General features: G+C 60.4%; 24 protein-coding genes and 2 pseudogenes. 21 read left to right on the top strand and 5 right to left on the bottom strand.

The window, feature by feature from the left end:
* Positions 1–16: 16 nt before the first annotated feature.
* The 4 genes from VXM69_RS31755 to VXM69_RS31740 are packed head-to-tail and all read right to left on the bottom strand — an operon-like array spanning position 17 to position 4,931.
* Positions 17–1,240 carry an acetyl-CoA carboxylase biotin carboxylase subunit family protein gene (locus tag VXM69_RS31755; RefSeq protein ID WP_367190334.1) on the bottom strand — a complete coding sequence of 408 codons (1,224 nt, stop codon included), beginning with the start codon at positions 1,238–1,240 and terminating at the stop codon, positions 17–19.
* Positions 1,241–1,250: 10 nt separating this feature from the next.
* Positions 1,251–2,540: an MFS transporter gene (locus tag VXM69_RS31750; protein WP_367190333.1), complete on the bottom strand. Its 1,290-nt coding sequence runs from the start codon at positions 2,538–2,540 to the stop codon at positions 1,251–1,253.
* Between the two features lie 53 nt (positions 2,541–2,593).
* Positions 2,594–3,415: a DUF3865 domain-containing protein gene (locus tag VXM69_RS31745; RefSeq protein ID WP_367190332.1), complete on the bottom strand. Its 822-nt coding sequence runs from the start codon at positions 3,413–3,415 to the stop codon at positions 2,594–2,596.
* Between the two features lie 46 nt (positions 3,416–3,461).
* Positions 3,462–4,931 carry a radical SAM protein gene (locus VXM69_RS31740; protein ID WP_367190331.1) on the bottom strand — a complete coding sequence of 490 codons (1,470 nt, stop codon included), beginning with the start codon at positions 4,929–4,931 and terminating at the stop codon, positions 3,462–3,464.
* Between the two features lie 237 nt (positions 4,932–5,168).
* Between VXM69_RS31740 and VXM69_RS31735 the strand changes: the two genes are divergently transcribed.
* The 17 genes and pseudogenes from VXM69_RS31735 (at position 5,169) to VXM69_RS31655 (ending at position 15,792) form a co-directional block, all read left to right on the top strand.
* Positions 5,169–5,420, top strand: coding sequence for a type II toxin-antitoxin system Phd/YefM family antitoxin (locus VXM69_RS31735; RefSeq protein ID WP_367190330.1), 252 nt, complete (start codon positions 5,169–5,171; stop codon positions 5,418–5,420).
* Complete coding sequence (locus VXM69_RS31730; protein WP_367190329.1) at positions 5,411–5,833, top strand: type II toxin-antitoxin system VapC family toxin; 423 nt, start codon at positions 5,411–5,413, stop codon at positions 5,831–5,833. The genes VXM69_RS31735 and VXM69_RS31730 overlap by 10 nt, the downstream gene beginning before the upstream one ends.
* Entirely contained in the window at positions 5,830–6,060 is a 231-nt protein-coding gene (locus VXM69_RS31725; RefSeq protein WP_367190328.1) for a hypothetical protein, read from the top strand. The genes VXM69_RS31730 and VXM69_RS31725 overlap by 4 nt, the downstream gene beginning before the upstream one ends.
* A 17-nt stretch (positions 6,061–6,077) precedes the next feature.
* Positions 6,078–6,329 carry a hypothetical protein gene (locus VXM69_RS31720; RefSeq protein ID WP_367190327.1) on the top strand — a complete coding sequence of 84 codons (252 nt, stop codon included), beginning with the start codon at positions 6,078–6,080 and terminating at the stop codon, positions 6,327–6,329.
* Between the two features lie 20 nt (positions 6,330–6,349).
* Entirely contained in the window at positions 6,350–6,778 is a 429-nt protein-coding gene (locus tag VXM69_RS31715; RefSeq protein ID WP_367190326.1) for a hypothetical protein, read from the top strand.
* A gap of 73 nt (positions 6,779–6,851) precedes the next feature.
* Positions 6,852–7,580: pseudogene (locus tag VXM69_RS31710) on the top strand (IS6 family transposase).
* A 141-nt stretch (positions 7,581–7,721) separates the two neighbouring features.
* On the top strand, positions 7,722–8,072 hold the full coding sequence (locus VXM69_RS31705) for a hypothetical protein (protein ID WP_367190325.1): 351 nt from the start codon (positions 7,722–7,724) through the stop codon (positions 8,070–8,072).
* Between the two features lie 136 nt (positions 8,073–8,208).
* Complete coding sequence (locus VXM69_RS31700) at positions 8,209–8,442, top strand: hypothetical protein (protein ID WP_367190324.1); 234 nt, start codon at positions 8,209–8,211, stop codon at positions 8,440–8,442.
* A 27-nt stretch (positions 8,443–8,469) separates the two neighbouring features.
* Positions 8,470–8,898, top strand: coding sequence for a hypothetical protein (locus VXM69_RS31695; protein ID WP_367190323.1), 429 nt, complete (start codon positions 8,470–8,472; stop codon positions 8,896–8,898).
* A 3-nt stretch (positions 8,899–8,901) separates the two neighbouring features.
* Positions 8,902–10,726 (top strand): annotated as a pseudogene (locus tag VXM69_RS31690) (phage integrase family protein).
* Positions 10,727–10,798: 72 nt separating this feature from the next.
* Positions 10,799–11,047, top strand: a complete 249-nt coding sequence (locus tag VXM69_RS31685) for a hypothetical protein (protein ID WP_367190322.1) — start codon at positions 10,799–10,801, stop codon at positions 11,045–11,047.
* Positions 11,048–11,065: 18 nt separating this feature from the next.
* Positions 11,066–11,883, top strand: a protein-coding gene (locus tag VXM69_RS31680) for an IS5 family transposase (RefSeq protein WP_175902521.1) whose coding sequence is annotated in 2 segments (ribosomal slippage) — positions 11,066–11,414 and positions 11,414–11,883 — 819 coding nt in all. Because the reading frame shifts where the segments join, the coding sequence is not laid out codon by codon here.
* Positions 11,798–12,364 carry a hypothetical protein gene (locus tag VXM69_RS31675; protein WP_367190388.1) on the top strand — a complete coding sequence of 189 codons (567 nt, stop codon included), beginning with the start codon at positions 11,798–11,800 and terminating at the stop codon, positions 12,362–12,364. The genes VXM69_RS31680 and VXM69_RS31675 overlap by 86 nt, the downstream gene beginning before the upstream one ends.
* A gap of 149 nt (positions 12,365–12,513) precedes the next feature.
* Positions 12,514–12,867, top strand: coding sequence for a hypothetical protein (locus VXM69_RS31670; protein ID WP_367190321.1), 354 nt, complete (start codon positions 12,514–12,516; stop codon positions 12,865–12,867).
* 14 nt (positions 12,868–12,881) lie between these two features.
* The gene (locus VXM69_RS31665; RefSeq protein WP_367190375.1) at positions 12,882–14,369 is read left to right on the top strand and encodes a 3'-5' exonuclease; all 1,488 of its coding nucleotides are present in this window, start codon (positions 12,882–12,884) and stop codon (positions 14,367–14,369) included.
* Positions 14,370–14,820: 451 nt separating this feature from the next.
* Positions 14,821–15,198: a DUF3592 domain-containing protein gene (locus VXM69_RS31660; RefSeq protein WP_367190320.1), complete on the top strand. Its 378-nt coding sequence runs from the start codon at positions 14,821–14,823 to the stop codon at positions 15,196–15,198.
* A 21-nt stretch (positions 15,199–15,219) separates the two neighbouring features.
* The gene (locus tag VXM69_RS31655; RefSeq protein ID WP_046543915.1) at positions 15,220–15,792 is read left to right on the top strand and encodes a hypothetical protein; all 573 of its coding nucleotides are present in this window, start codon (positions 15,220–15,222) and stop codon (positions 15,790–15,792) included.
* On the opposite strand, the gene tssF is transcribed toward VXM69_RS31655, so the two are convergent.
* Entirely contained in the window at positions 15,793–17,670 is a 1,878-nt protein-coding gene (gene tssF / locus VXM69_RS31650; protein ID WP_367190319.1) for a type VI secretion system baseplate subunit TssF, read from the bottom strand.
* Positions 17,671–17,805: 135 nt separating this feature from the next.
* On the opposite strand from tssF, the gene VXM69_RS31645 reads away from it, so the two are divergent.
* The 4 genes from VXM69_RS31645 (at position 17,806) to VXM69_RS31630 (ending at position 23,661) form a co-directional block, all read left to right on the top strand.
* Positions 17,806–19,983 (top strand): type VI secretion system Vgr family protein, encoded by a 2,178-nt coding sequence (locus VXM69_RS31645; RefSeq protein WP_367190318.1) that lies wholly within the window; start codon positions 17,806–17,808, stop codon positions 19,981–19,983.
* A gap of 81 nt (positions 19,984–20,064) precedes the next feature.
* On the top strand, positions 20,065–21,177 hold the full coding sequence (locus VXM69_RS31640) for a DUF2169 domain-containing protein (RefSeq protein WP_367190317.1): 1,113 nt from the start codon (positions 20,065–20,067) through the stop codon (positions 21,175–21,177).
* On the top strand, positions 21,170–23,002 hold the full coding sequence (locus VXM69_RS31635; RefSeq protein WP_367190316.1) for a polymorphic toxin type 15 domain-containing protein: 1,833 nt from the start codon (positions 21,170–21,172) through the stop codon (positions 23,000–23,002). Before VXM69_RS31640 ends, VXM69_RS31635 begins: the two co-directional genes overlap by 8 nt.
* Positions 22,999–23,661 carry a GAD-like domain-containing protein gene (locus VXM69_RS31630; RefSeq protein ID WP_175905973.1) on the top strand — a complete coding sequence of 221 codons (663 nt, stop codon included), beginning with the start codon at positions 22,999–23,001 and terminating at the stop codon, positions 23,659–23,661. Before VXM69_RS31635 ends, VXM69_RS31630 begins: the two co-directional genes overlap by 4 nt.
* Positions 23,662–23,680: the final 19 nt, after the last annotated feature.

Raw genomic sequence — 23,680 nt, 5'->3', positions numbered from 1 at the left:
CGCACAAGAGTCCCATTCAAAAGACCGCGTGATATCGGCCTTCCGACGTTTCGATCTCGATCTCGGGTGTGTATTTCTCCACCTGCTCCGCTTCACCGCTGACGATCCCGATCCACGAATAATTGTCCACGCCCATCGGCGACACCGAGGTGCCGTACTCCAAGATCCGGATGTGGTAATTGGGAAAGCCGTCCGGTAACGTGATGTTCCTGATACTCGCCTGAACCGGTATGCCGTACATCGCCGACCAAGTCTTTCTGCCGCGCTCGGCATAAAGCGCGGCGCCTCCGGCATCCGTTCCCTGCAGACTCAGCAGCAGGATGTGCTTGTAGACTTCCTCGGGCGTTGTGCCGTAGGCTACGGCAAACTGCTCTGACAGGCCGCCGCCGCCGATCCGACCGACATTCGCGTCGATCAAATACGCCCGGTCCCCGCCCAGCATGAATTCGACATGGAAATATCCGTTGGTGAAACCGGATCGCGCCAGCAGCGACGTAACGGCCGCCTTCGCCTGATCGGCAAGCGGCGCCGGCAATTCGTCGTCCACCGGAAAGATCACCACGGACTCCGTCATGCCGATCTTGCGGCGGCCGGAAAAACCGAGGAAACGAATCCGTCCTTCGTGCGTATAGCCTTCGAGGCTGACGAGGCGGCCATCGATCGCAGCCTGCGCCAGCCAACTATTCGGATGAAGGTGCGCGGGGATCCCCGAATCACGGATCTTCGCGGCGATTGCCTCTTCGTCGATCGCATCGATGAAAAACGAGCCGTGGCCGCCAGCCGAACAGGCCGCCTTGAACAGCACACGGCCGTGCTTTTCAAGCAGATGTGCGATGGCGTCGAATGGAATCTGCTGCGCGTCCAACACGACCGAAGGCGGGCTGTATTCGGGAATCAGATCGTAGACGTAGCCTTTGTCCTTTAGCGCCTTCGCATGCTTGTTGATCGATAGGATATCGAGGCGCTCGGCGAGTTCGACAGCAGACATGATATTGGTGTCGCACATCGAGATCGCCGCCACGGCGTCGTCGATACCGCGCTCTCTCAGCGCCGTTTGCATGGCCGACGCGTCACCCGTGTCGCAATGGACGACCTCGAACTCCGCCATCTGCTCGTGCGTTTCTCCCTGTCCGAATCCCGGGTCCGTCATGAACACCGGCCGATATCCGATCGCCTGGGCTGCCTGTCCCGTGTATCTTGCTCCGACGCAGGAGCTCTCGACGATAATGATGGGTTTCACGATGCTTTCCTCAAGATTGGGAACTGGATTCGACCGAGCCGGCTACCGTTGTTTTCAGACGCCACGCGAGTACGACCCCCACGACAATCAGCGAGATGGCGACGAGATAGGCAAGGGGAATACTGCTTAGCGCGAACAACCCGGACAGCAGTGCGGAAGCGACGCCGGCGATCAGCGCTAGCAGTGAGCTGGTGCTCAGCACGCGTCCGGAATAGCTTGACTCCGTAACCTGAATCAACATCGATTTCGAAAGAATCTTCGCGTTTCCGGAGAACAAGCCGATCAGGAAATAAAGGCCTGCGGCGACCCCGATCGACGAGATGCTCAGGAACGCAGCGACGCTGCCGATCAACAGTAACTGGGACCCGATTAGATAGACGAATGAGCGGGAAAATGCCGTGGCTCGCATGCACAACAGCGCGGAGAGGAAACTACCCACCCCGGCCATACCTTCGACCAACCCTAGTGACATCGAATTGCCACGCAGCACGTTCTGGTTAAAAGGGCCCAACAGCGTGTTGATTGCCTGATAGAACGGATGCAGCGTTGCCGTGATCAGCACGAGCCACAGGATCGTGTTGTCCGCGGCGATGTAGCGCCACCCCTCCGTCAAATCGGTACGAAATGATCTCAAGTGCCCGCCGATCGCCTGCCGTACATTGCGAGGCATGGAGGTCCCGGCGGTCTCGGTGCGTCCGGTCGCGGGCAATGTCACGAACAGGAACGACGCCCCGCTCACCGCATCCAGCACCGCGACGATAATCAGCACGCCGTGTAGCGGCAGCACCGTCAGCAACACACCGGCCAGAAACGCGGAGCCCAATGCGCCAGCCTGCCACGCCCCCTGCAGCACGACCATCCCACTATGCAGACCATCCTTGCTCGCGACGCGTGCCACCATGGTCTCGCTCAGCGGTACCATGAAGTACCAGACGACGTAGTAAGCGGTAATCGCGACGTACAGCTCGGTAAGATTCGACGCGCGTCCCCACACCACGAAAGCGAAGGCAAGGACGATCGCCACCCGCAGAAGATTGGATGCGATCGCGAGGCTGCGGATATTGAACCGGTCCAGGAACACGCCCTGAAACGGCGCAAGAAGAATCGACGGCAGGGTCATCAACACCATCATCGAGCCGATCGACAGCGCGGACCCCTTCAAATGCAGCACCGCCACGATGGTCGCCAGACCGAAGATCCCTTCTCCGACCGTCCCGAACACCGTGCCGCTGCCCAGCGCCACGATGGACGGATTCCAGCCATAACCAGAGCTCGCGCCGTTCTCGCCAGAAATTTGCATATTGAATCCGGATCGACATCGTATTCGTCTACTGGCCACGTACCGCGCAGGGCCTATGCTCGGTTTTCGATGAATTTGTTCATCTGATGGCTGTACACCTCGATGGACAATTGCTCCCACCACGCGTTGAGCGCGGTGCACACCGCGACGAAGCCGCGAATCACGTCCTTCGCATTGCCACGGTCGATATAGTTACCGATGGCGCGACGCATGCCGTCATAGTGATCGTCTTCGGGGTTTTCTCCCGGGGGCGCGTCCGAAACGTGACCGAGGATGTATTTGCCGGTGATCGAATCGTCGGCGATCACGCCGTTGTCGAGCCGCGACTTGAGCGTACGCAAGATCCTTTCGACCGCCTTGAATTCGAAGGTGGCGGTGGCTTCGAAAGCAAGTAACGCACCGCAGGTATAGGCATTATTCGTGCTTCTGAAAATCTGCTTCATCTTCTTGAGAAAACCTTGCGTGCAAGCCGAATAATCGACGTCCTCTGTTTGCACCCCCAACTCGTCTCGATAGCCTTGCCGCATCAATTCCAGATGCGGCACACCGTCCGTCAGCGCACCCATTTCCTCCGAGACGTTACGGGCGATTTCGTCTTTTACGCCGCCCCATGTAAGTCGGATTGCCGCGTCGTGGAACATGTGGATCGATTCGTTCGTGAAACCGGAATATTCCTTGATCAGGAATTTGATGTCGTCGACCTCCCAGTTCGGAAGATTTGTGATAACCGGATTCAGATCGGTGCGTAGTGCCCCGTACGTATCGCTGATGATCGCTTCGAGCCGCGGAACGAAGCGCGTGTAGTTGCCGTCGTGGCTCGCCAACAATTCGTCAACGACATGCTTAACTTGCAGGTACTGGCTTTCGTTAATCATGTTTTCTCCGGTAACAAGTCCCAACCTCACGATACGGATTCGAACGTCAGACGTGCGATCCTTCCCAAAACTTTCCATAGTGTTCGGTAAACGACATGCTCGCAGTATCCAGGCACCTGGAACTGCGTCCCATCGCCTCGCCGAGTTGCTCTACGCCGTACAGGAACATTTTGTGCATGTCGTCTGGCTTCGCGTATTCCGTCTCGTAAACAGGCGGCAGTTCCTCGTGATAGAAGCGGAAATCGTGGTGTAACAGATTCATGCCGAATTTTTGCGGATCGGCGTAGAGATTGCTGCCCGGGTAAGGAACGAGGCCGAACAGATAAGAGGTCTGCAGCAGTTCCCTGTCGATCAGGTCACAGACGTAATCGATCGACTCCTTCATGTCGTCGACCGTCTGGTCGGGAAAGCCGTTCACCAGGAACGAACAAACCGGCAAGCCTGCGTCTTGTACACGTGCCAGGATACTTTCGAGCTCGGCCAGTTTCACGCGCTGCTTGTGGACGTTCTGGCTGTCCTGATTGATGGTTTCGATGCCGATCTCGACCCAACGACATCCACTGTCCTTGAGTGCCTTCAATACCCCGTCGTCAGTCAGACAATTGAGCCGCGTCTGAATGTCGTACTGGATCGATCCGTCGTTTTTGAGCGCGCTGCAGATGTCGAGGGTGCGCTCCTTGTTGACGGTGAACGTTTCATCACCGAAATACACATTGTGATGCTTACCGTAGTGGCTCCGATATGAGTGGATCTCGGCGATCACCCTGTCGAGATTGAAGTAGTCGGCCTTCTGCCCAATTGTCTGGATCGTGCAGAAGGAACATTTGAAGGGACAACCGAGGGCATATACTTGCCTCAGGTAGCGAATGTCCTCGCCGACGGACGCATCGAATAGATCCACCTTGGGCGGCGGAATATCGTTGACGGGCACCCACGGATATTGAAAGAACGACGACTGTACTTTTCCGTCGCGATCCCGAGCAGACACGTTTCCGACGTCGTCCAGCGGGATTTTTCCCTCGATCGCACGCAACAGGTCCGGCAGCGCCCGTTCGCCTCGCCCAAACACGACGTAATCGACGCTCGGGTGCGCGGCGATCTGCTTGTGCAGCGGCGTCGCGACCACGCCACCCAGGACGACCTTGGCGCGGGGATAGATTTCCCTGATGAGATCGGCAATCTGCAATCCGAACGGTAGATTCGGCGTCATCGGAGAGAGCAGATAGACGTCGCCCGGCGTGGCGCGGATGACGCGCTCCAGACGATGGGTGTCGATCCCCGTCATCGTGCATTCCGATGCATACAGATCCAGCGCCTCCATCGAGCGATAGCCCGCGTCGACCAGCACGCCCGCGAGCCACGTCATCCAGTGTGGCAACTCCCACAGGACATTTTTCATATGTCGTAAGCCGGGATGGGCCGCGTGGTAGCGGATGTCGAAATGTCGCCAGAAATTTTCCCGCTCAGGCACCGGAACGGTCGCCATGGGAGTATGGACGAAGACGATATGAGTCATGCGGCCCTCTCTCGGTATTGCGGTTGTTTTGGTCGACAACATAATTCAAATGCATGCTGCATGCTTTTTGTTTGGATGTCAATTTGTCTGAACCTGCGTGCCCAGAGAGGGCGCTGCCGCTTACTCTCCTTAGCGGCATTGCGTTCAATGCCTGAGAAACCCAAAGGGCCGGAATCCACCTTGCCTTCAGTTACTCAGAATACGTATAATGCGTATTCAGCGTATCCGGAGGCCCTCATGCCCACCATCACCGCCACCGATCTGGCGCGCCACACCCGCCAGATCCTCGACCAGGTCGCCCGACACGGCGAGACCATGGTGGTCGAACGCAACCAGACCGTGATCGCGCGCCTGGTGCCCGCCGAACCCGCCATGAACGCCACGCAGGCGCTTGCCGGCCTGCCGATGATCGGCGCCGAAGACGCGGCCCGCTGGCTGCACGACAGCCGCGCCGGCTTCGAAGACGGGGTGCGTGACCCGTGGGCGTGATCATCGACAGCTGCGTATGGGTCGGGCTCGCGGGCGGCACTGTCGAATCATGCGCGGTGATCGACGCCGCGGGCGACGCACCGGTGTTCATCTCGACGATCTCGCTGGGCGAACTGGCATTCGGCGTGCAGTCCTGCGCGGATGCCGCCGAGCGGGCGCGCCGGGCCGCGCACCTGCGTCAGCTCGAGCGACGCCCCGTGCTCGACATCACGCGCCACACGGCGGCCGCGTTTGGTGTGCTGGCCGCCGCGGTCAAGCAGGGCGGCCGCTCGCCGCGCCCGCGCTACAACGACCTGTGGATCGCCGCCCAGGCGATCGAGCACGGCTACGCGCTGATGACGCTGAACGTGGCGGATTTCGCCGATCTACCGGGGCTCACCGTGCGCGTGCCGCAGGCGTCGACGCGAACGTGATCCGCCTCGAGCAGCGCGCGCCGCACGGACTGCGCGTTGAATGCACGACGGAATTGCTGAACGGCTGGGCCGGTCGCTGGCTCAGTTTGGCCGACGCCGCACTGATGCGCGGTGCGACCGCGCCAGCGACCAGCCATCGTGCAGAAGCGGATGCCGAGCAATGCCGGCAGATCGTGCTCACCGCGGCGCGCGCCGCACCCGTTACCACCCTCGATGCAGCACGATAAAGGAAGGAGGAAAACCGATGGCTGACCATTTCATACGCAATCAACAGTGGATCGCGGAGGCAGAATCTGCAATTCTCGACGTTGATCCGGATGCGGCTACGGTGGTGTCGGCCAACCGTAGCTTTGCGGTGCCTGAGCTTGGAAGTGAGGGCGTCCTATTCGCACAACTCGCTGACGGTTCCGAGTGGCGAATTGCAGGAAATTCGGCGCATCGACTGACGGCCGACGAGATTACGGATCGGAATCGCTCGCGCGAATCCTTTCTTTGATTCGCTGAGGGGCAGCAAGAATGGGAAAAGTCACCTCTCGTAACCGCCGGCCGCTGACGAAGGCGCAGCTGCTACCGATCCCGGCCGCCGAACTGCGCAGGATCCAGCTGAAGCACCACGTGGCGCTGGCCGCACTGCGCGACGTGAACAACGATGTCGCGCAACTGGCCACGCTCTTGAATGCGATCTACCTTGCGTACTTCCTTGACCCTGTCGACCTAGGACCATTTCGACGGGCCGAGGCGGCCATCGAGGACTGTGCCGACCGCGCAGCGCGGGGCGAGCCAGGCTCGTTGACCGACCTCGAGCGCGCCGCGGTCGAGCACGTGCTCGCACGGCTGGACGCGCAGCTGGCCTCGGTGTCGATGCATCGCTATGTCGCCGCGTTCGAGCAGCTGCAGCGCGTCGCGACGGCCGACACGGTCGTATCCCCCATTCCTGAAGGCTGATCCATGGCGAATCGCCCCCAGGAGCTGACCCTGCACTGTCACGTTGGCGGCTGTGGTCGCGTAAGATGATGCGATGAAACCAAAAGCGCTGTACCACGGCCATCGATTCCCCGCAGCAGTCATCAGCTAGGCGGTCCGCTGGTATTTACTCTTCCGGTTGAGCCTACGCGACATCGAGGAACTGCTGTTCGAGCGCGGCGTGATCGTCAGCTACGAGACAATCCGCCGGTGGTGCGACAAATTCGGTGCGGCCTTCGCTCAGCGGGTCAAGGCTGCGCAGCGAAAGCCAGGCCGCACTTGGCGTCTGGACGAGATGTTCGTGAATCTGCGCGGCGAGCCCTGGCTGCTGTGGCGGGCGGTCGACGAACACGGTGCCGAGCTGGATATCCTGCTGCAGAAGCGGCGCGACAAGGCTGCAGCCAAGCGCTTTTTCCAGCGTGTGCTGCGTTCCTTTCCGGAACCGCGCAAGATCGTCATCGACCAGTTACGCAGTTACCTGGCTGCCAAGGCTGGCATCCCCGCACTCGCCAACGTCAAGCACGTGTTCGTGAAGGCCGCTGCTCGCGTGAACAACCGCGCCGAGAACAGTCATCAGCCGACCCGCGAACGCGAGCGGCGCTTCAAGGGCTTTCGCGACCCGAAGCGCGCTCAGGCCTTCCTGTCGAACTTCGGGCCGATCCGCCAGCACTTCGCCCTGAAGCGGCATCTGCTGCGCGCATCGCTCTATCGCAAACAGCTTACCGAACGCTTCGCAATCTGGAGAGAATTCACCAGTGACGCCCAGAATCTGTCTGCAGTCTGAGGGAGTCATTTACGTTCTCGCAAGCGCTACTTGCAGCCGCCAAGTTGACAGTGCCCCCACGACTATCCGCCGCGTGCCGATATTGTCAGCGAGGCTTTCGAACTCCACAGAGCAGGCCGCTATCTGGCATGCATTCCGCTCATGCTGGCAACAGCCGAAGGGATAGGGTGGGACGACACAGGTAAGTCGTTGTTCAATGTTCATCAAAACCGCCCAGAAATTGCAGGCTGGATCGAAAAGAACCCCGAGCGCCATCACGGGATCACGTTTCTTTCGGCGCTGATGGAGAGCCACCCAATGGCAAAGCCACGGCCCGGCTTTCTGAGCAGGCACCAAGTGCTGCACGGGCGGCAATTGGATTACGGTAGCGAATTGTTCTCGCTTCAAGCGATATCGCTGGTCGGATTTTTCGGCTGGGCGTTCTCCGACGACGGGTTGATATCGCCTCAGGATATTGCTGCGCGAAAGCGAAGCAGCAGCCACCGCGCGTAATTGATCGAACATCCCATTCCGAGTTGGAGTTGACGTCGTGGCTCGTACCACTAGCAAAAAGCCGCCGGCCAGGCCGGCGCCGCAGTATGTCCAGGGCGTGGTGTTCTCGCTCGCCATGCGGGCGGGCGAGGTCTAAGTGATCGGTATACCGTTCCAGCACCGCGGACGGACATGGGCCGTTCATGCGATCGTTGGGCACGATGATGTCCTTTGCTATGCGGTTTCCGACGTGCTGACGGGCATGCACGTGCCGAAGAGTGAGGCGTCGAACATCGACGCGTCGCGCGCGGCGGCGATTGCCACGCTAGACAAAGTCACGGACGAAAGCTGGGCCGACGCCTTCGGGGTCACTCGACCCGCGCTGGTCTAGTGACGACTCGCTGAGTCATGAAAGCTGATGAGAAAAGCTACCTCTCGTACTCGCAGGCCGCTGACCCGTGCGCAGCTGCTGCCGCTCTCGGCCGCTGAGCTGCGCCGGATCCAGCTGAAGCACCACCTGGCGCTCGCGGCGCTGCGCGATGCGCACGCCGACGTCGCGCAGCTGGCGACGCTGCTCAATGCGATCTACCTCGCGTACTTCCTCGATCCGGCGGATCCGACACCATGTCGGCGCGCCGAGGCGGCAATCCACAACTGCATCGACCGCGCCGAGCGCGGCGGTCCGGGTGCGCTGAGCGACCTCGAGCGCGCCGCGGTCGAGCATGCGCTCGCGCGTCTGGACGCGCAGCTGGCCGCGGTACCGATGCATCGCTATGTCGCCGCGTTCGAGCGGCTTCAGCGCGTCACAACGGCCGACACGGTCGCATCACCCATTCCTGCAGGCTGAACCATGGCGAACCGCCCCCAGCAGCTGGCCCAGATGCCGTTGCGCAGCTACAGCCGTACCGAATTCACGGCGCTGCGCGCGCGCGTGAAAGGCCTGCCGATCGAGACGATCGAGCGGCTGTACTTCGATCGCGATGCCGCCGAACCGGTCGACGTCGCGCAGCTGCTGCGCACGATGCGCGACGACCTGGTCGCGGCCGCCTTGCGCGACGGTTCGCCGGTATTGAAATCCCACCTGCAGGCGGCGATCGAGAAATACGGCGAGCCGCGCCTGACGCCTGTGTCGCTGCAGCTGATCGAGCAGGTGGCCGGGCAGTGGGCGATCGCACTGCCGCAGGGCGATCACCCTGTCGGTCGCAGGTTCCGGCCGCTCGTTGCCGCGCGCCTGGAAGGCGAGGGGATCCGCACGCTTGGGGAGCTCGTCGCCTTCGTGAACCGCCGCGGCGGCCAGTGGTGGCGATCGGTGCCCCGTATCGGCGTCGGCCGCGCCCGCGTGCTGGCCGCCTGGCTGAGGCGTCACGCGTCTTCGATCGGCACGGCCGTCGAGGTCGACGTCGACGTCGGCGACGCGCTCGCGCCGACTGCGGCGAGCGTCACCGCCAGCGCCGGGCAGCTGGCCCCGCTCGAGCGCCTCGCGCTGCCCGACGCGCTGTCCGGCGCACACGGTGCCAACCGGGCACCCGTGTTCGCGTATTTGGGTGCCGAGCACGATCTGGATGCGGCACGCGCGTACCTGCACCGCTACGACGATCGGCCCGCGACGCAACGGGTCTACAAGAAGGAGCTGGAGCGCCTCGTGCTGTGGTGCGTGGCGGAACGCGGCGTCGCGCTGTCGTCAATGCGGGTCGAGGATTGCGAAGCGTACAAGGCATTTCTAGCCGCGCCGGCCGAGCGCTTTACGGGGCCGCCGGTCGCGCGCACGAGCCGCCAGTGGAGGCCGTTCGCGCCGGGCGGCCTGTCTCCGGAAAGCCAGCGCTACGCGGTGCGCACGATCCGCGCGGCATTCACGTGGCTGGTGGCGGTCCGTTACCTGGCGGGAAATCCATGGGAGGCGGTTTCGGATCCAAGTGTCGTCAGGCGCGTGCGAAAGCTGCAGGTCGAGCGGGCGCTCCCGCTCACACTCTGGTCGCGCGTACGCGCGACGCTGGCAGGGCCCGAGCGGGCCGCGCTGGCGCGCCGCGCGTGCGCTATTGCTGCTGATGGGGGATGGCGGCCTGCGGATCGCCGAGGCGGCCGCCGTGACGCGTGCAGCGCTCGTCTGGATGCCGGCGGAGGACGACACGCCGGCCAGCTGGTTGCTCGAGGTGATCGGCAAGGGCAACAAGCAGCGTTACGTGCCGATCAGCGACGAGTGCGTCGACGCGCTGCGCGCGCACTGGCGTGACCGCGGCCAGGATCTCGACGCGGCGGCCGCGACCGGACCGCCCGGATTGCCGCTGGTGGCGCCGCTGGTGATTCCGCCGACGCCGCGGGCGCGCGAGAAATTCGGCGAACCCGCCGTCCCCGGCGAATCGACCGCGGGCACGTCGGCTGGAGGCTACTCCGTGCGCGGCGCGCATGGACTTACGCAGTGGGCTATCATGCAGCTGCTCGAGGCGATGCCCGATCTGACTGAGCCAGAGCGCCGCAAACTCGCCAGTACGTCGCCCCATGCGTTCCGGCACACGGTCGGCACGCAAATGCTGGCGGCCGGCGTCGCGCTCGAGGTCGTACAGCGTACGCTCGGTCACGCGTCGCTCGGCACCACGTCGATTTATGTGTCGCCGGAAGAGGCGCGGATGCGCCGCGAGGCGGCGAAGTACCATGCTCGGCTAACTCGCGACACCTGAATCGCACCTGTAGATCTCGGATGTGTGTCAACAGCGCCAGTCAGTCTGGCCGCACAAGTGAGCCCACCTATCATGAACGACGCTTCGAAAGAACATACTCAAGTGCCCGTGTCCGCCCAAATTCTGGGACGATATGTTGGGACCTACAAATTCACCGGTACAGCGGTAATGACAGTCCGACTCGAAGGCGACCATCTGGCTACGCAACTTACGGGGCAAGGATGGGTCGATTTCTTTCCCATGAGCGATAAGAGGCCAGTTCAAAAAGACCCCGAAGGGGCTGTTAACTTCACCGGCGACCTGTTAACCTCACGCATCTGAGCAACGGGATCATGAGGAATGCAATCGCCGATCGTTGATGACGAATTGTGGATACTCATAGAACCATTACTGCCGCCACCGAAACCGCGGCGAACGAAGAACCCAGGACGGTTTCCGGTTCCGAATCGAGCAGCATTAAACGGCATCCTGTTCGTGCTCAAGACCGGTATTCGATGGAACCATCTGCCGACGCAGCTCGGCTTCGGCTCGGGGACGACCTGTTGGCGCCGGCTTCGCGACTGGCACGAGGCCGGCGTGTGGGATCGCCTCCACGAACTGTTGCTCGCCAAACTTCGGGCAGCCGACCAGATCGATTTCTCGCGTGCCGCCGTCGATTCATCATCGGTACGGGCCGTTGGGGCGGGCCAAAAACTGGCCCGAACCCCACCGATCGCGCGCGACCCGGCTCCAAGCATCACATCGTCACCGACGCCAATGGCACACCTCTCGCCGCGATCCTGACTGGCGCGAACGTCAACGATGTTACGCAGTTGCTGCCGCTTATCGACGCAATTCCATCGATTCGCGGCCTACGCGGCCACCCGATTCAACGGCCTCGCGTGGTCTATGCCGATCGCGGCTACGACTCTGAGCGACATCGGCAAGCATTGCGAAATCGCGGTATCGAGCCGGTGATTGCCAAGCGCCGGACCGAACACGGTAGCGGACTCGGCAAGTATCGTTGGGTGGTCGAACGCACGCACTCATGGCTCCACAATTTTCGACGTCTACGCACTCGCTTCGAGCGACGTGCTGACATTCACGAAGCATTTCTCAAACTCGGCTGCTCGCTTGTCTGTTGGAACATCTTCAGGCGTATCGAGCAGCCTTTTTGAACTGGCCTCTAAGGAATTTTTTTCAAAGTCCGTCAAAGCGACGCAGACGTTTCAAGTAGATGATCAAGGGCATGTAACTGCTTTGCTCCATCACCAGAACGGTCGCGATTTCACATTGCCACGCATTGATTCTGTCGATGCGGCAGCAATTGCGGCGACCGTCGCGGCGAAGGTGAAGAGTCAGGTTGCCACTTCGGGGAGCGAAGCCGCGCTTCACCGGAACATTGACGGCTTGCAGTCTGGAAATCCGATTTATTCCGACATGTCACCAGATTTGCAAGAGGCTACACGCGAGCAAATGCCCAGACTTAAAGAGGACATGAATAGAATAGGTGCTATTGAAAGCGTTCGGTTTGTGGGTGTTGGCAACCAGGGTTGGGACATCTACCAAGTTACGCATGAGTTGGGGTCTTCCACTTGGCGTATCCACCTTGCTGACAACGGCATTATCGATGGCCTTCTAGTACAGGTGGGCCCTTAAATGGATTCCGGAATCGAACAGTCTGAAACTACCAGATCCCAGTGGCCGCTTCCGCGTTGACTTGGACAACCGAATGTCCGCGCGCGGGCGACGTCCAATCGGTCGAGGCGTTCTTCAACGCGGCGCTTGATGGCGCGGATCCGCCACCTATGGCCGTGACCGGTGCGTCGTCGGCGCGGGCGATCTCAACACGCGGGCCGGACTTGGGCCCCGCGGTCCAGCTGGTCGACGTGCACGTGACGCTGCGCGTCGAGCCGAAGCGCGCCGGCGGCCGCGGCCGGGGCCGCGTGCCCGAGCGCATCGAACGCGAGGTGCTGGCTGACGTCGCGCGCACGTCGACCCGCGACGGTGTGACGGTGCTGCACGTGCCGTTCGAGAACGCCGACGCATTCGACCGGCGCGTCGACGATCTGCTTGTCGCGATCGCGCTGACCGCCGAACAACACCGCTGCGTGTCCGAGTCCGAGGCGTGGGCCGACGTCGCCAGCGAGCGCCTGTACTGATAAGTGCGACGCCAATGCCCCGTCTCCTGAAACCGACCGCCGAGCAGATGGCCATTCTCGACGCCGCTGCGCTTGGCACCGGCCTGAAGATCAAGGCTTATGCGGGCGCCGGCAAGACTTCGACGCTCCAGCTGGTGGCCGATCGTTTGATGGGTCGGCGCGGCGTCTACCTCGCGTTCAATCGCGACATCGCGGAGCACGCGCGCCGACGCTTCCCAGCACATGTGCTGTCCAGCACGATGCACGCACGGGCGTACGCCGCGGCACCGGCGACGTTGCGTCGCCGCCTGCGGGTCCCGAGCGAGCCACCCCACCTGTTGGCCGATCGGTACGGGCTCGGTCCCGTGCGCGTATCGAGCGTGGTCGACCAACCCGTAGAGCTGCAGCCGTTCGATCTCGGTCTGATGGTCATCGACGGCCTCGGTCGATTCTGTCGCTCGGCCGACCCGTACCTGCTGGCGGCGCATATTCCGGTCGATGAGAAAATTCCGGAAGCGGCGGCCGCGGCGCTGCGCGACTGGCTGCTGCCGTCGGTGGTCCGCCTGTGGGAAGAAAGCATCGACCCGCGCGGGCTGGGCGCCGTGTCGCCCGACGTGCTGTTGAAAGTCTGGGCACAAGGTCACCCGCATATCGATGCGGATTTCATTCTGTTCGACGAGGCGCAGGACAGTGACGGCGTGATGCTGTCGGTGCTGCAGCGCCAGCGGCACGCGCAGATCGTGTACGTCGGCGATCCGTACCAGCAGATCTACGAGTGGCGCGGCGCCGTCAACGCGATGACGCAGATCGCCGCCCCGGAATATGCGCTGACCGAGTCGTTCCGGTTCGGTCCGACGCTGGCGGTGCTCGCCAGTCGCGTGCTCGAGCTGCTCGGCGAACGCACGCCGGTGCGCGGCCAGGACGCGATCGGCTCGCTCTTGGTCGAGGATCCGACAATCGCCCCGCCGGTCGATGTGGTGCTGTGCCGAAAGAACGTCAGTGCGATCGGGCACTTTGCCGTCGGCCTCGAATCCGGCCATCGGCCGGCGATTCGGATGAGCGCGGCGGAAATCACCGCGTACGCGGACGGCGCCGACCAGTTGCTCGCCGGCCGTCGTGCGTATCGGCCGGCCGCGTTCGCGCTGTTCGAGTCGTGGCAGGAGGTGCAGTCATACGCGCGCAGCGCGGTCGGTAGCGACTTGCTCCCGATCGTGCAGATGGTTGACGTATGCGGGACCGGCTATCTGAGGGCGCTCGCGCAACGCGCGACGCCCGAGGCGAACGCTGATTACCTGGTCTCGACGATTCACCGGGCGAAGGGGCTCGAGTGGAAACGCGTGAAGGTGGTCAACGATTTCCGCTTCCAGATGATCGACGGCCGCCTGACCTTGGAAGACGACGAAATGCGTCTGCTCTATGTGGCGCTCACGCGCGCACGGCATCTGCTCGACGTATCGTCGTTGCGTGATGAGCTGGTGCGGCTACTGACGCAGTCACGCGGTGGTCGACGTCCGCCGCAGTAATGTTGAAAGCGTGAGCGAATCCGAGGCGCAATCGTAAGCCAAAATAAATCATCAATTCGCAGCCCGGAGGCCTTGAATCATGGGAATTCCGGAGTGACGGAATTATTTTGCTCTACGAAAACATCGAACACAGGGCTGGCATCTGCTACGATTCGGGCAAGTTTCAAGAGGGTGCCCATCGCTTGTGCTCGCTTGGCGATGGGCAACCGAACCTCGCGAGACCCAGAGGACTGCTACAAGGGCCATAGGGGCAGTCCTCGCCTCAACCTCTACATCGCGTTTCGATTCACCCAGCATCGTGAGTGCCGTGCCGCTCAATATACTCATCGGCGACGTATTAGACGTGTCGCCTACGTAGACCGCGAGCGTTCTATGGTGAGCTTTACGCTAAAATTCTCCATCAATAGGCCGGCTGGATTCGGTCTGCAAATGAGAGAGATCGAGAGGGCACATGTTCAAGGCTACTGCAGGCATAGCGATCGGCATCGCATTTCTCATCATCGCGGCGATCATTGGATGGTCTACCCGAGGTTTTCTGCAGACGGCGATTGCGGTCCCCGGTGAGGTGGTCAGCCTCAATGCTGGTGGTAGCCACCCCCAGATCGAATTCGTGACAAGAACGGGCGAACGCATATCGTATCCGCAGGGCGGGATGATCTACGGCACTAAGGTCGGCGATAAGGTCACGGTGCTGTATCAGCCGGAGGCGCCGGCACGGACGGCCACGATCGACAGGATTGGCGCCGTGTGGAACTGGACGCTGATGGCCGCCATATTCGGCGTCGGATTCATTCTCTTCGCGTTGATGAATCTCCCGTCCATAAAATAACAGCATCTGAGAGGATCGGCCGTGTCAATTCTGAGACCAAGCAACTGGAGTTACAAGACGGGTGCGACAGGCGGCGTCAGCATCGAATTCGTCGTCGCGTCGGGCGGCACGATCGTTCTGGCCGACCCCGCTGGCACGGAAACCGATTTCTACTACGGCGGCGTAGGCGTCGGTATCGGTTTCGGCCTGCGTGTTCCGAAGATCAAACTTCCGCGGTTTTCCTTGCCGGAGCTCAAGATACCCAAGATCGCCGGCCGCGAGGTCGGAGGCGCCGGCTCTGCCAAATCGTTCGACAGCGCGGGGCTCATCTACATGGCGCCAGCGTTCAGCGGCACCGAGCTGACCAAGAGCGACTTTCAAGGGGCTACGGTCTACCTCGACGGTGGTGTGGGCATCGGCTATGGCAAAGCTGGTTCGGCAATGATCCTCGGGATCAATTCCGCGCAGCTTGCCCTCGGACTGTCGAACCCGGCGATGACGTGGCTCGCCGAGATAGCGATTGCGCATGCGCCTGCGATCTTGTTGATGGGCGGCACGACGGTTGGTTTGCAAGCGGGTGCCGGCGCCGGGATCCTGGTCGGCTATCTGCACTGACTAAATGACCGGCCTGGTTCCGGATCGGGCCGGACAGCAATGCAATTCCTGCCCGGTTTGAGACGACCGGATGATGAGCTGTACGTAGCTGTTCGTCGGTGCATACGGCGCGAAAAACCGGTCGAGCGTTCGAGCAAGCAGATGCAATGTGACGTCGCGCAACGCGCCCTCCTCGAGCGATACCACGATTTCGATACCACGCACGAACGACGGAAACTGGCCGTCGAGCGACATCCACTTCATTGCGGGTTGGTAATCCAGTCCGACGATTGCGTCGATGCTGCGTTGAGCGACGATGTTCGTGCGCGGCGCGTGCAAGCGCAAGAAGTCCTTGAACGCCTTCAGTCCTGTCTGGGTGAGATCGAATGGGTGCAACGACAGGCCCGCCACGACGCGCCACAGCACTCCGTGTCCGCGCGAATGCGAGCATGGCAGGGTAGGCTGCGTCAGCAACCGGATCGGGCACGCCAGCGCTGCACCTTCATGAACCAGGTCGCTATCAGGCGCGCCGATCGGCAGCCGCGAAGGGAGTTCACCGTTAGTGGCGGTGACGTCGACGTCGATTTGGGGATGCCTCACCTGGGCGGCGGCCCCGTCCAGCCCGATGAGCGATAGGAGAATTGGCGCACGCGCATTTCCCGCCGCGGCATACGGATCGCGAAACGCCGTCCAATAAGCGACGGTAGGGTCGGGTTGCCGGCCATGGCTCAACGCGCAGTAGGGCAACACGGCCGTTCGTGGCGCAGCGCTGGCCGACGAGGCCCCTTTCTCGTGTTCGGACTGCGTCCGATCGTCCAGATGAACGGCGTCGATCGAGTAGACGTCGAGCGGCGTGCCGGTCTCGAGGGGCTCGGGCGTCACGGGGTAGGCCCGATCCGTGGACGTGAGCTGGATCGGCGTCGCATCTCGCTTGAACAGATTGACGACGGGCGTGCAAAACAGTTTGAACGATGCGGCGTCGAGGTCGCTCAGCGCCTGGGCGGCAGGCGATTCCGCTGATGCGTCGCGAATGGCCAGGTGCAACGTCAATTGTCGTGCTTGCGGCGCGCGCGCCGCGCGCCGGATCCGCCCCAGGTCGATGTCGACGAAATCGAATTTCTCGGGGAAAGCGAAGGACTCAATCAGCGTGTCGAATGCATCCGACGTGTTGAACGATTCCTTCGGGAGCAGCCTCTCATGTTCGCCAAATCCGGCTGATTCGATCGGGGCTTTTGATAATGCCGTCCAGCGACCGCCATGATCGACCTCGACATATGCGCTGGTCGTGCGGAGCAGCAGCGCGTCGGCGAGCGCGGCGACACGGGCGCGACTACCTGCCAGATGAAGGCGAACCTTGCCGGACGGTATCGCTTCATTGAATGTCTCGGTTGGCGTTGCGCTCGCGAATGTAATCGAGAGGATTGCAGAGACATTGGCCGGTAGCCGGACCGCCGCAGGGACCATCGTCGCTGGACCAAAGCGGACCGAGTGGACGCGAAGCGGCGAGAGCGTCACGTCGTAGACCGTTTGAAATCGGCAGGCAGCCGAATTGACATCGAGCACAGTGCCACGCTGCATCGTGAAGGGCACCGTCAGCTGACCGAATAAATTAGCTGGGTCAAATTGCGCGATCGCGCAGGCCGGCACGGTGCGCAAGTACTGCGGGTACAACATTTCGAGTAAGGACTCGGTGAACTCGGGGTAGGCGTCCTCCAGCCTCGCGTCGATACGGGCGGCCAGGAGCCCGAACGTCTGGATCATTCTGTCGACATGCAGGTCGCCCTGGCCGTTGGCGATGCCGAGTCGAGCGCCAATCTTCGGATAACGCCGGGCGAATTCCGCGACGCCGCGCAAGAGTAGACCGACTTCGTATTCGTAGTGGGGCAGCAGGTTATCCATTCACCTTCCGTACGGCTCAGTCCCCATATTCTAGGTACAAGAAGAAACGCAAAACTTGATCCTCCCGGGGCAGGCAGTTTAAAATCCCACGACGAATAATATCCTGCCGTTCCGATGCGGGGTTCCGAGGGCGCCATGCAACTGTCAGATATTCCAGGCTTTTTTGGGCTACAGAGCAACCGGCTGTTCACCATCCAGACGCCAATGAAAGGGCGGTCTGATCTGGTGCTCGTCGATTTTCAGGGAACAGAGGGGTTATCTCAAAATTTCGAGTTCCACGTTCGGCTTGCGTCCCAGGATCCGAATATCGAACTGAAAAAGCTGATCGGCCAACCTGTGACGATTACGTTACAGCTGACCGATGCGTTGGCGAGTTCGGAAGAGCGGTACTTCCACGGGTACGTGGCTAACTTCTCGCACCTCGATCATGACGGCAGCTTCACGGTCTACAGTGCGACCATCGTCCCTTGGCTCTGGATGCTTTCGCGCAGCCGCGATATCCGGATATTTCAGGAAGAGAATACCGAAGCAATTCTTTCGAAAGTCTTTCGCGAATACGGGAAAATTGCGTCGTTCGAATTCCGCCTGTCGAAGGCGACGAAGAACCGCAGCTACTGCACGCAGTATCGGGAGACCGACCTTGAATTTGTCGAGCGCCTGATGCAGGAAGACGGGTTGTTTTTCTACTTCGAGCATGGGAAGGACGATCACAAGCTCATCGTCACGGATAACTCGGTTGCCGCAAAGCCGATCGGCGGCCGCAGTCCAGTGCTGCAGTACACGAAGGGCGAGGCCCTCGACAATCTGGCGGTGGTCACCACATTTCAGGCGAGCCGGCAGCTCGAGTCCACGCATGTCGGACTGAAGACCTTCGATTACAAGGTGCCGCACGCGCGCAGGTATGTGTCTGGAGGCACGGAGGTCGATCAGGGTGACGTGCCGTCGTACGAGGTCTACGACTACCTGGGCGAGCACGGCTTTCCCGACAGCGATCGCGGCGAAGCGTTGACGCGTTTCAGGACGCAAGCGCTAGCTGCGCACAGCAAGATTTTCATCGGTACGAGCACGAGCCGCCGGTTGTCGCCTTGCCTTTATTTCGAGCTCGACGACCACTACGACCACGGTAGCACCCAGCCGGAAGATCGCCAGTTTCTGCTGACCACGGTGACGCATAGCGGTACGAATAATTACCAGGCCGGAGAGGGTACCGCGACCTATCAGTGCAGTTTCACCTGCATTCGCAAGAAGATTCCCTATCGTCCGGCGTTCACGATCGAGCAGCCATCGATCATTGGGCCGCAAACTGCTGTCGTCGTCGGGCCCGAGGGCGAGGAAATCTACACGGACAGTCTGGGCCGCGTAAAGGTGCAATTCCATTGGGATCGACTAGGCAAGCGCGACCAAGGCAGCTCATGCTGGGTCCGTGTCGGGCAGCCGTGGGCCGGTCGCGGATTTGGGATGATTCAGATCCCGCGGATCGGAGACGAGGTGGTCGTCATTTTCCTCGATGGGAATCCGGACCGTCCCCTGATCATCTCAAGTGTTTACAACTCGGCAAACATGCCGCCGTGGGGTTTGCCGGCGAACGCAACGCAGAGCGGGATTCTTACACGCTCGACGAAGACCGGGAACGTCAATACGGCCAACGCAATCCGCTTCGAGGACAAGAAGGGTGCCGAAGAGGTGTGGTTGCACGCCGAGAAGGATCAGCGTATCGAGGTCGAGCACGACGAGTCGCATTGGGTCGGGAACGATCGAAAGAAAAACATCGATCACGACGAGACCGTGCATGTTGGTCATGACCGAACCGAGACGGTCGACAACAACGAGACCATCACGATCGGCGTGGATCGCACCGAGCGCGTCGGCAACAACGAGACGCTGACGGTCGGAGGTAATCGAGACGAGACGATCGAAGGATTGCAGAATCTTCTGATCGCGCTCGCCTCAACCGAGACGATCGGGCTTGCCAAGGCTCTCACAATCGGCGCCGGGTACAACATCGCTGTCGGTGGCGCAATGAATACGATGGTAGGGCTGGCGAAGGCCGAAGAAGTCGGATTGTCAAAAAACACGGTGGTCGGAAAGTCGTGGGAAGTGAAAGTTGGCAAGACGCTAACTATGCAGGCGGGCGACCGTATTGAACTTATTTGCGGCACCTCCAAGATTACTCTACTGCCCGACGCAGTCCATATTGAAGCGAAAGAAATTCACCTCCCGGCAGCAAACAAGATTCATGCGGATGCCCCTAACGACGTGTACCTAAACACTGGTACTGCCCAAAAGGCGCCCGAGTCTAAAAAGGAAGACTAAATATCTTTCCGGGTGAAGAAGTATGGATGTCGCGGAGCGTGAGCGTGCTCGAGAAATTGACTCTTTGCATGATGGGGCGCAATGGCTGTAATCACAAATGACAGTGGTTTCCCGTACGCCTGGTTCGAGAAAACCGGAGAGGGTGGAGCAGTGTACGACGTGCTTGCTGTGCGCGGCACGTTTGATTTCTCACGGGACGGCAAGCCTATTACGTTGGCGACGGAGCAAAAGCCGATCGTCGATGGTGATGAATTTGACGGGGAAGTCGATAGCGCTCCGTTGAAAGCGGTGCTTAAGCGCGAGGGTGACCGGGTACTTTATAAGCCTGCCACCGATGTTTATCTGACGGGCACCGCTCGCAGCGCGCATGGCGAAATGGGCGCCGAGTGGATGGCCGGATTGCAGGTGGGGTCGATGCAAAAGATCCTGCGGCTACATGGGCCTCGACAATTTGTTCGAGGACTGCTCGGTTGGCGTCTGACCAGGGCCACGCCAACGAACGCTGTTCCTCTCGACTACCGATTGGCCTTTGGTGGCACTTTTGCAAGTGAGTCTGAAGAAGCCGCGGTGGAGTATGTGTACAAGCGCGACAACCCGGCTGGTTGCGGTTGGTTGCCAGACGACGAGGCACTGAAGACCCTGTCGAAGGATGCACGTAGTCAGATTGCTGCAGAGATTGGCAAGCTCAAGGTGCTTGCCGCGCCACAAATTGAGGACCCCATGCAGCCCGTACGCCACCCGTCGCAGCAGTGTGCTACTCAGGGCTTTGGCCCAGTTGCGCGTTGGTGCTCGCCGCGCATCGACTACGCCGGAACGTACGATGATCGTTGGCGTGCAGAGGTGTACCCAAACGTTCCCAATGATTTCAACCCCCGCTTTTACCAGAGTGCACCGCCTGATTTGATCTACCCGGGCTATCTGGCCGGTGACGAGATAATCATCTTGGCGGGACTTCTGCCGGAAGGGCGCGTGACCATGTGCTTGCCAAGTGTACGCGTCATGATGGCAATGACGACTTGGGATGGTGAAGGGCGGGTCGGTGCGCTCAACCTAGATACCGTTGCTATTGATCTCGATGAACGACAAGTCTCGCTGATATGGAGGGAACGATTCGATCGGACCGATCCCGTCAATTTTTTGAGATTGGGCGTGACAGCGTTCGTGAATTCGATACCGGAGCACGCACATGGCTGATCAGACCTCATCGAGCTCCGGCGATTCAATGGGCGGAGCTCAAGCCAATTCCTCTACCGTCAACAGCACATCGCGACACATAGCCAACGAAGATCGCTGGAAGGCTTTCACCACTTCGCCCGATTTTTGCAAGGTCGGAAATAGCGTTGTTCCCTTCGACAGCTATGCGATCATCAATAACAAGCAGACCGCCTCACCTAACGTCTTTGCAGCTGGAAAGCCGGTCTACCGAGTCGGCGATCTGCATCATGGCGTCTTGGGAGACGCGGGACAGCACGTTGTCTCGGGGACGTCGCTCGGCAGTGGCTACGTCAAGATTCTGTCCGGTCAAAGCAATGTGATCGTCAACGGTCAGAAGGTGGCGAGGGATGGCAGTGCTTGCAAGATAAATTGCGACGCGTCTGGTAACGGCGGTGCTCCCGGAAAAATCACCACTGAGACAGTTCCGGTTCAATCGAAGACTTGCCAACCAAACGCGGCACTCCAAGCGCTGATAGCTGAAGCGAACGATAAACGAACGTGGTGGCAAAGGACTAAGGATGCGGCCTCATCGGCCGTAGACACATTCCATCGTTTAGATGTCGCGTCCGGCGAGCATCCCGGGGAGTTCGCAAAGGGCATCGGGAAGGGGATCGTCAATCTTCCCGGAGATATGTGGAACCTTTTTGTCTCTGCGAGTAAGTACTCTGGCGATGAGACCGGCATGGTGACGCCCATCGCAATTCAAGCAGATGAAATGAATCGCGCTGCAATGACTGCTTACCAGGCCGGCGATGTTTGCAGGGCAAACAAGCTGGCGAGTGATGCAGACGAGATGATGCAGTTCGGTCACGTAGGCGATGTAGCGCCAGCCACGACTGATGCCGAGAAGGCGGGTGTCCTAGCGTCCGCGTTTATTCCCGTCGGTGGTGCAGTTAAAGGAGTGGCGACCGCAGCGAAGGTCGGGCGAGGGGTTAAGGTTGTAAATGAAGGCGCGAAGATTGCGGACGCAGGTAAGTTTGCCGGAACCGTAAAGCTCGCTCCAGTCGTCGAGTCGGAGGCAGGGCAAACTGCGAAGGCGTTGGGGTCCGACGTTGCTGGCACGCCAAAGGCGGGGTCGCCGCATTCGCCCACAGCAGAGAGGCCTACAGTACCGAAAGGCGAAACGCCGCACACGCCAGATGGGGAGTTACCGAGGAAGGCGGGAGAGGACGCCCCAAAGAAGGGGGAAGAAGACGCCGGTGTGCATGTCAAACCGAAAGAGCGGTTGCCCGAGAAGAAGTTGCCTTGCTTCCATCCGTACGACAAGAAAAACTTCGCAATGATGACAGCCAAAGAGCAGAGGGCCTATCTGGCGGAATACGCCAAGCAGTTGCGGCGGCAGGAAGAGGAGATTAATAACTTGACAGCCGCGCAATTTAAGGCTGCTCGGGATGCAGGGCTGGACCCGTTGACTGGGAAATTTACGCGTAACCCGTTGGCCGACGCAGCACAGGCTGAGTTCCGAAAGAAGTTCGCGCAGGACGTACAGGAAAGTATGCGTGAAAGCTTGCGCAGCACGATGGGTGCGAAGGCAGCAAAACTTGAAGCGGCGAAACGTACTAAGGAGCTGATGGCCAACCTGGCGGCGTTGCATGAGCCCGATCAGGTCGCCGCCGGATGGATGCAACCGGTCCCGAAACATATGGGGCGCGCAGATGTCAACTCATCTGTTGGTGGAAGTTGGAACCAGCAAGACAGAATAGCGAGCATGGACTCGACCTCCAGAGAGGCTGTTGCGAACGGTCAAGGAAATGCGAAAATGAACGTTAAACTTGAGCCTTGCCGAGGAAAGGGGATGAGATGAGGGACGAAGATTTTGAAGTTTTCATCGAGGAGTTCGGCGAAGCGACTCGTCACATTGAGGTGCCAAAATCCGCCATAGAGCGTTGGCGTGGAAAGCTGCCAGCGCAGCTCCTCGAATACTGGAAAGAGGAGGGTTGGGGCGGATACGGTGATGGCCTATTCTGGATCGTAAATCCGGACGACTACGAAGATCTGGTTGACGAATGGCTTGATGGCACGCCGCTTGAGGAAGTGGACGCCTTCCATGCGATTGCGCGCACGGCGTTCGGAGAGCTGTTTCTGTGCGGTGAGACCACTGGGCGCAGCGTCAAAGTTGTTCCGCTTCTCAACAGCATCTTCGTGCGCAATTTGACCCGAAAGAATCCCGAGCAACTGGATTCATCTATCAGGGCCTTTTTTGGTCTGGACAGGGATGCGTGTGAACTCAGTGACGAGTCTGGCACCCCGATGTTCGAGCGTGCGCTCAAGAAGCTGGGCCCGTTGGAACACGATGAAATGTATGCCTTCGAGCCCGCATTGATAGCTGGTGGCAATATGAATGTCGACAAACTTGCGAAGGTCAAATTAGACCAGCATTTGACGATCCTGCGTCAGCTTGCATCCCCGACTCTCCCTTCTGACATCGACAGCGTCATTGAGAAACTGAGCGGGAAGAAGTAACCACCTGACTTCAGTTGTT

It is taken from the genome of Burkholderia sp. Ed8 (assembly GCF_040761425.1).
GTDB classification, from domain to species: Bacteria; Pseudomonadota; Gammaproteobacteria; order Burkholderiales; family Burkholderiaceae; genus Burkholderia; species Burkholderia seminalis.
This window is presented reverse-complemented; position numbering and strand designations above follow the sequence as displayed.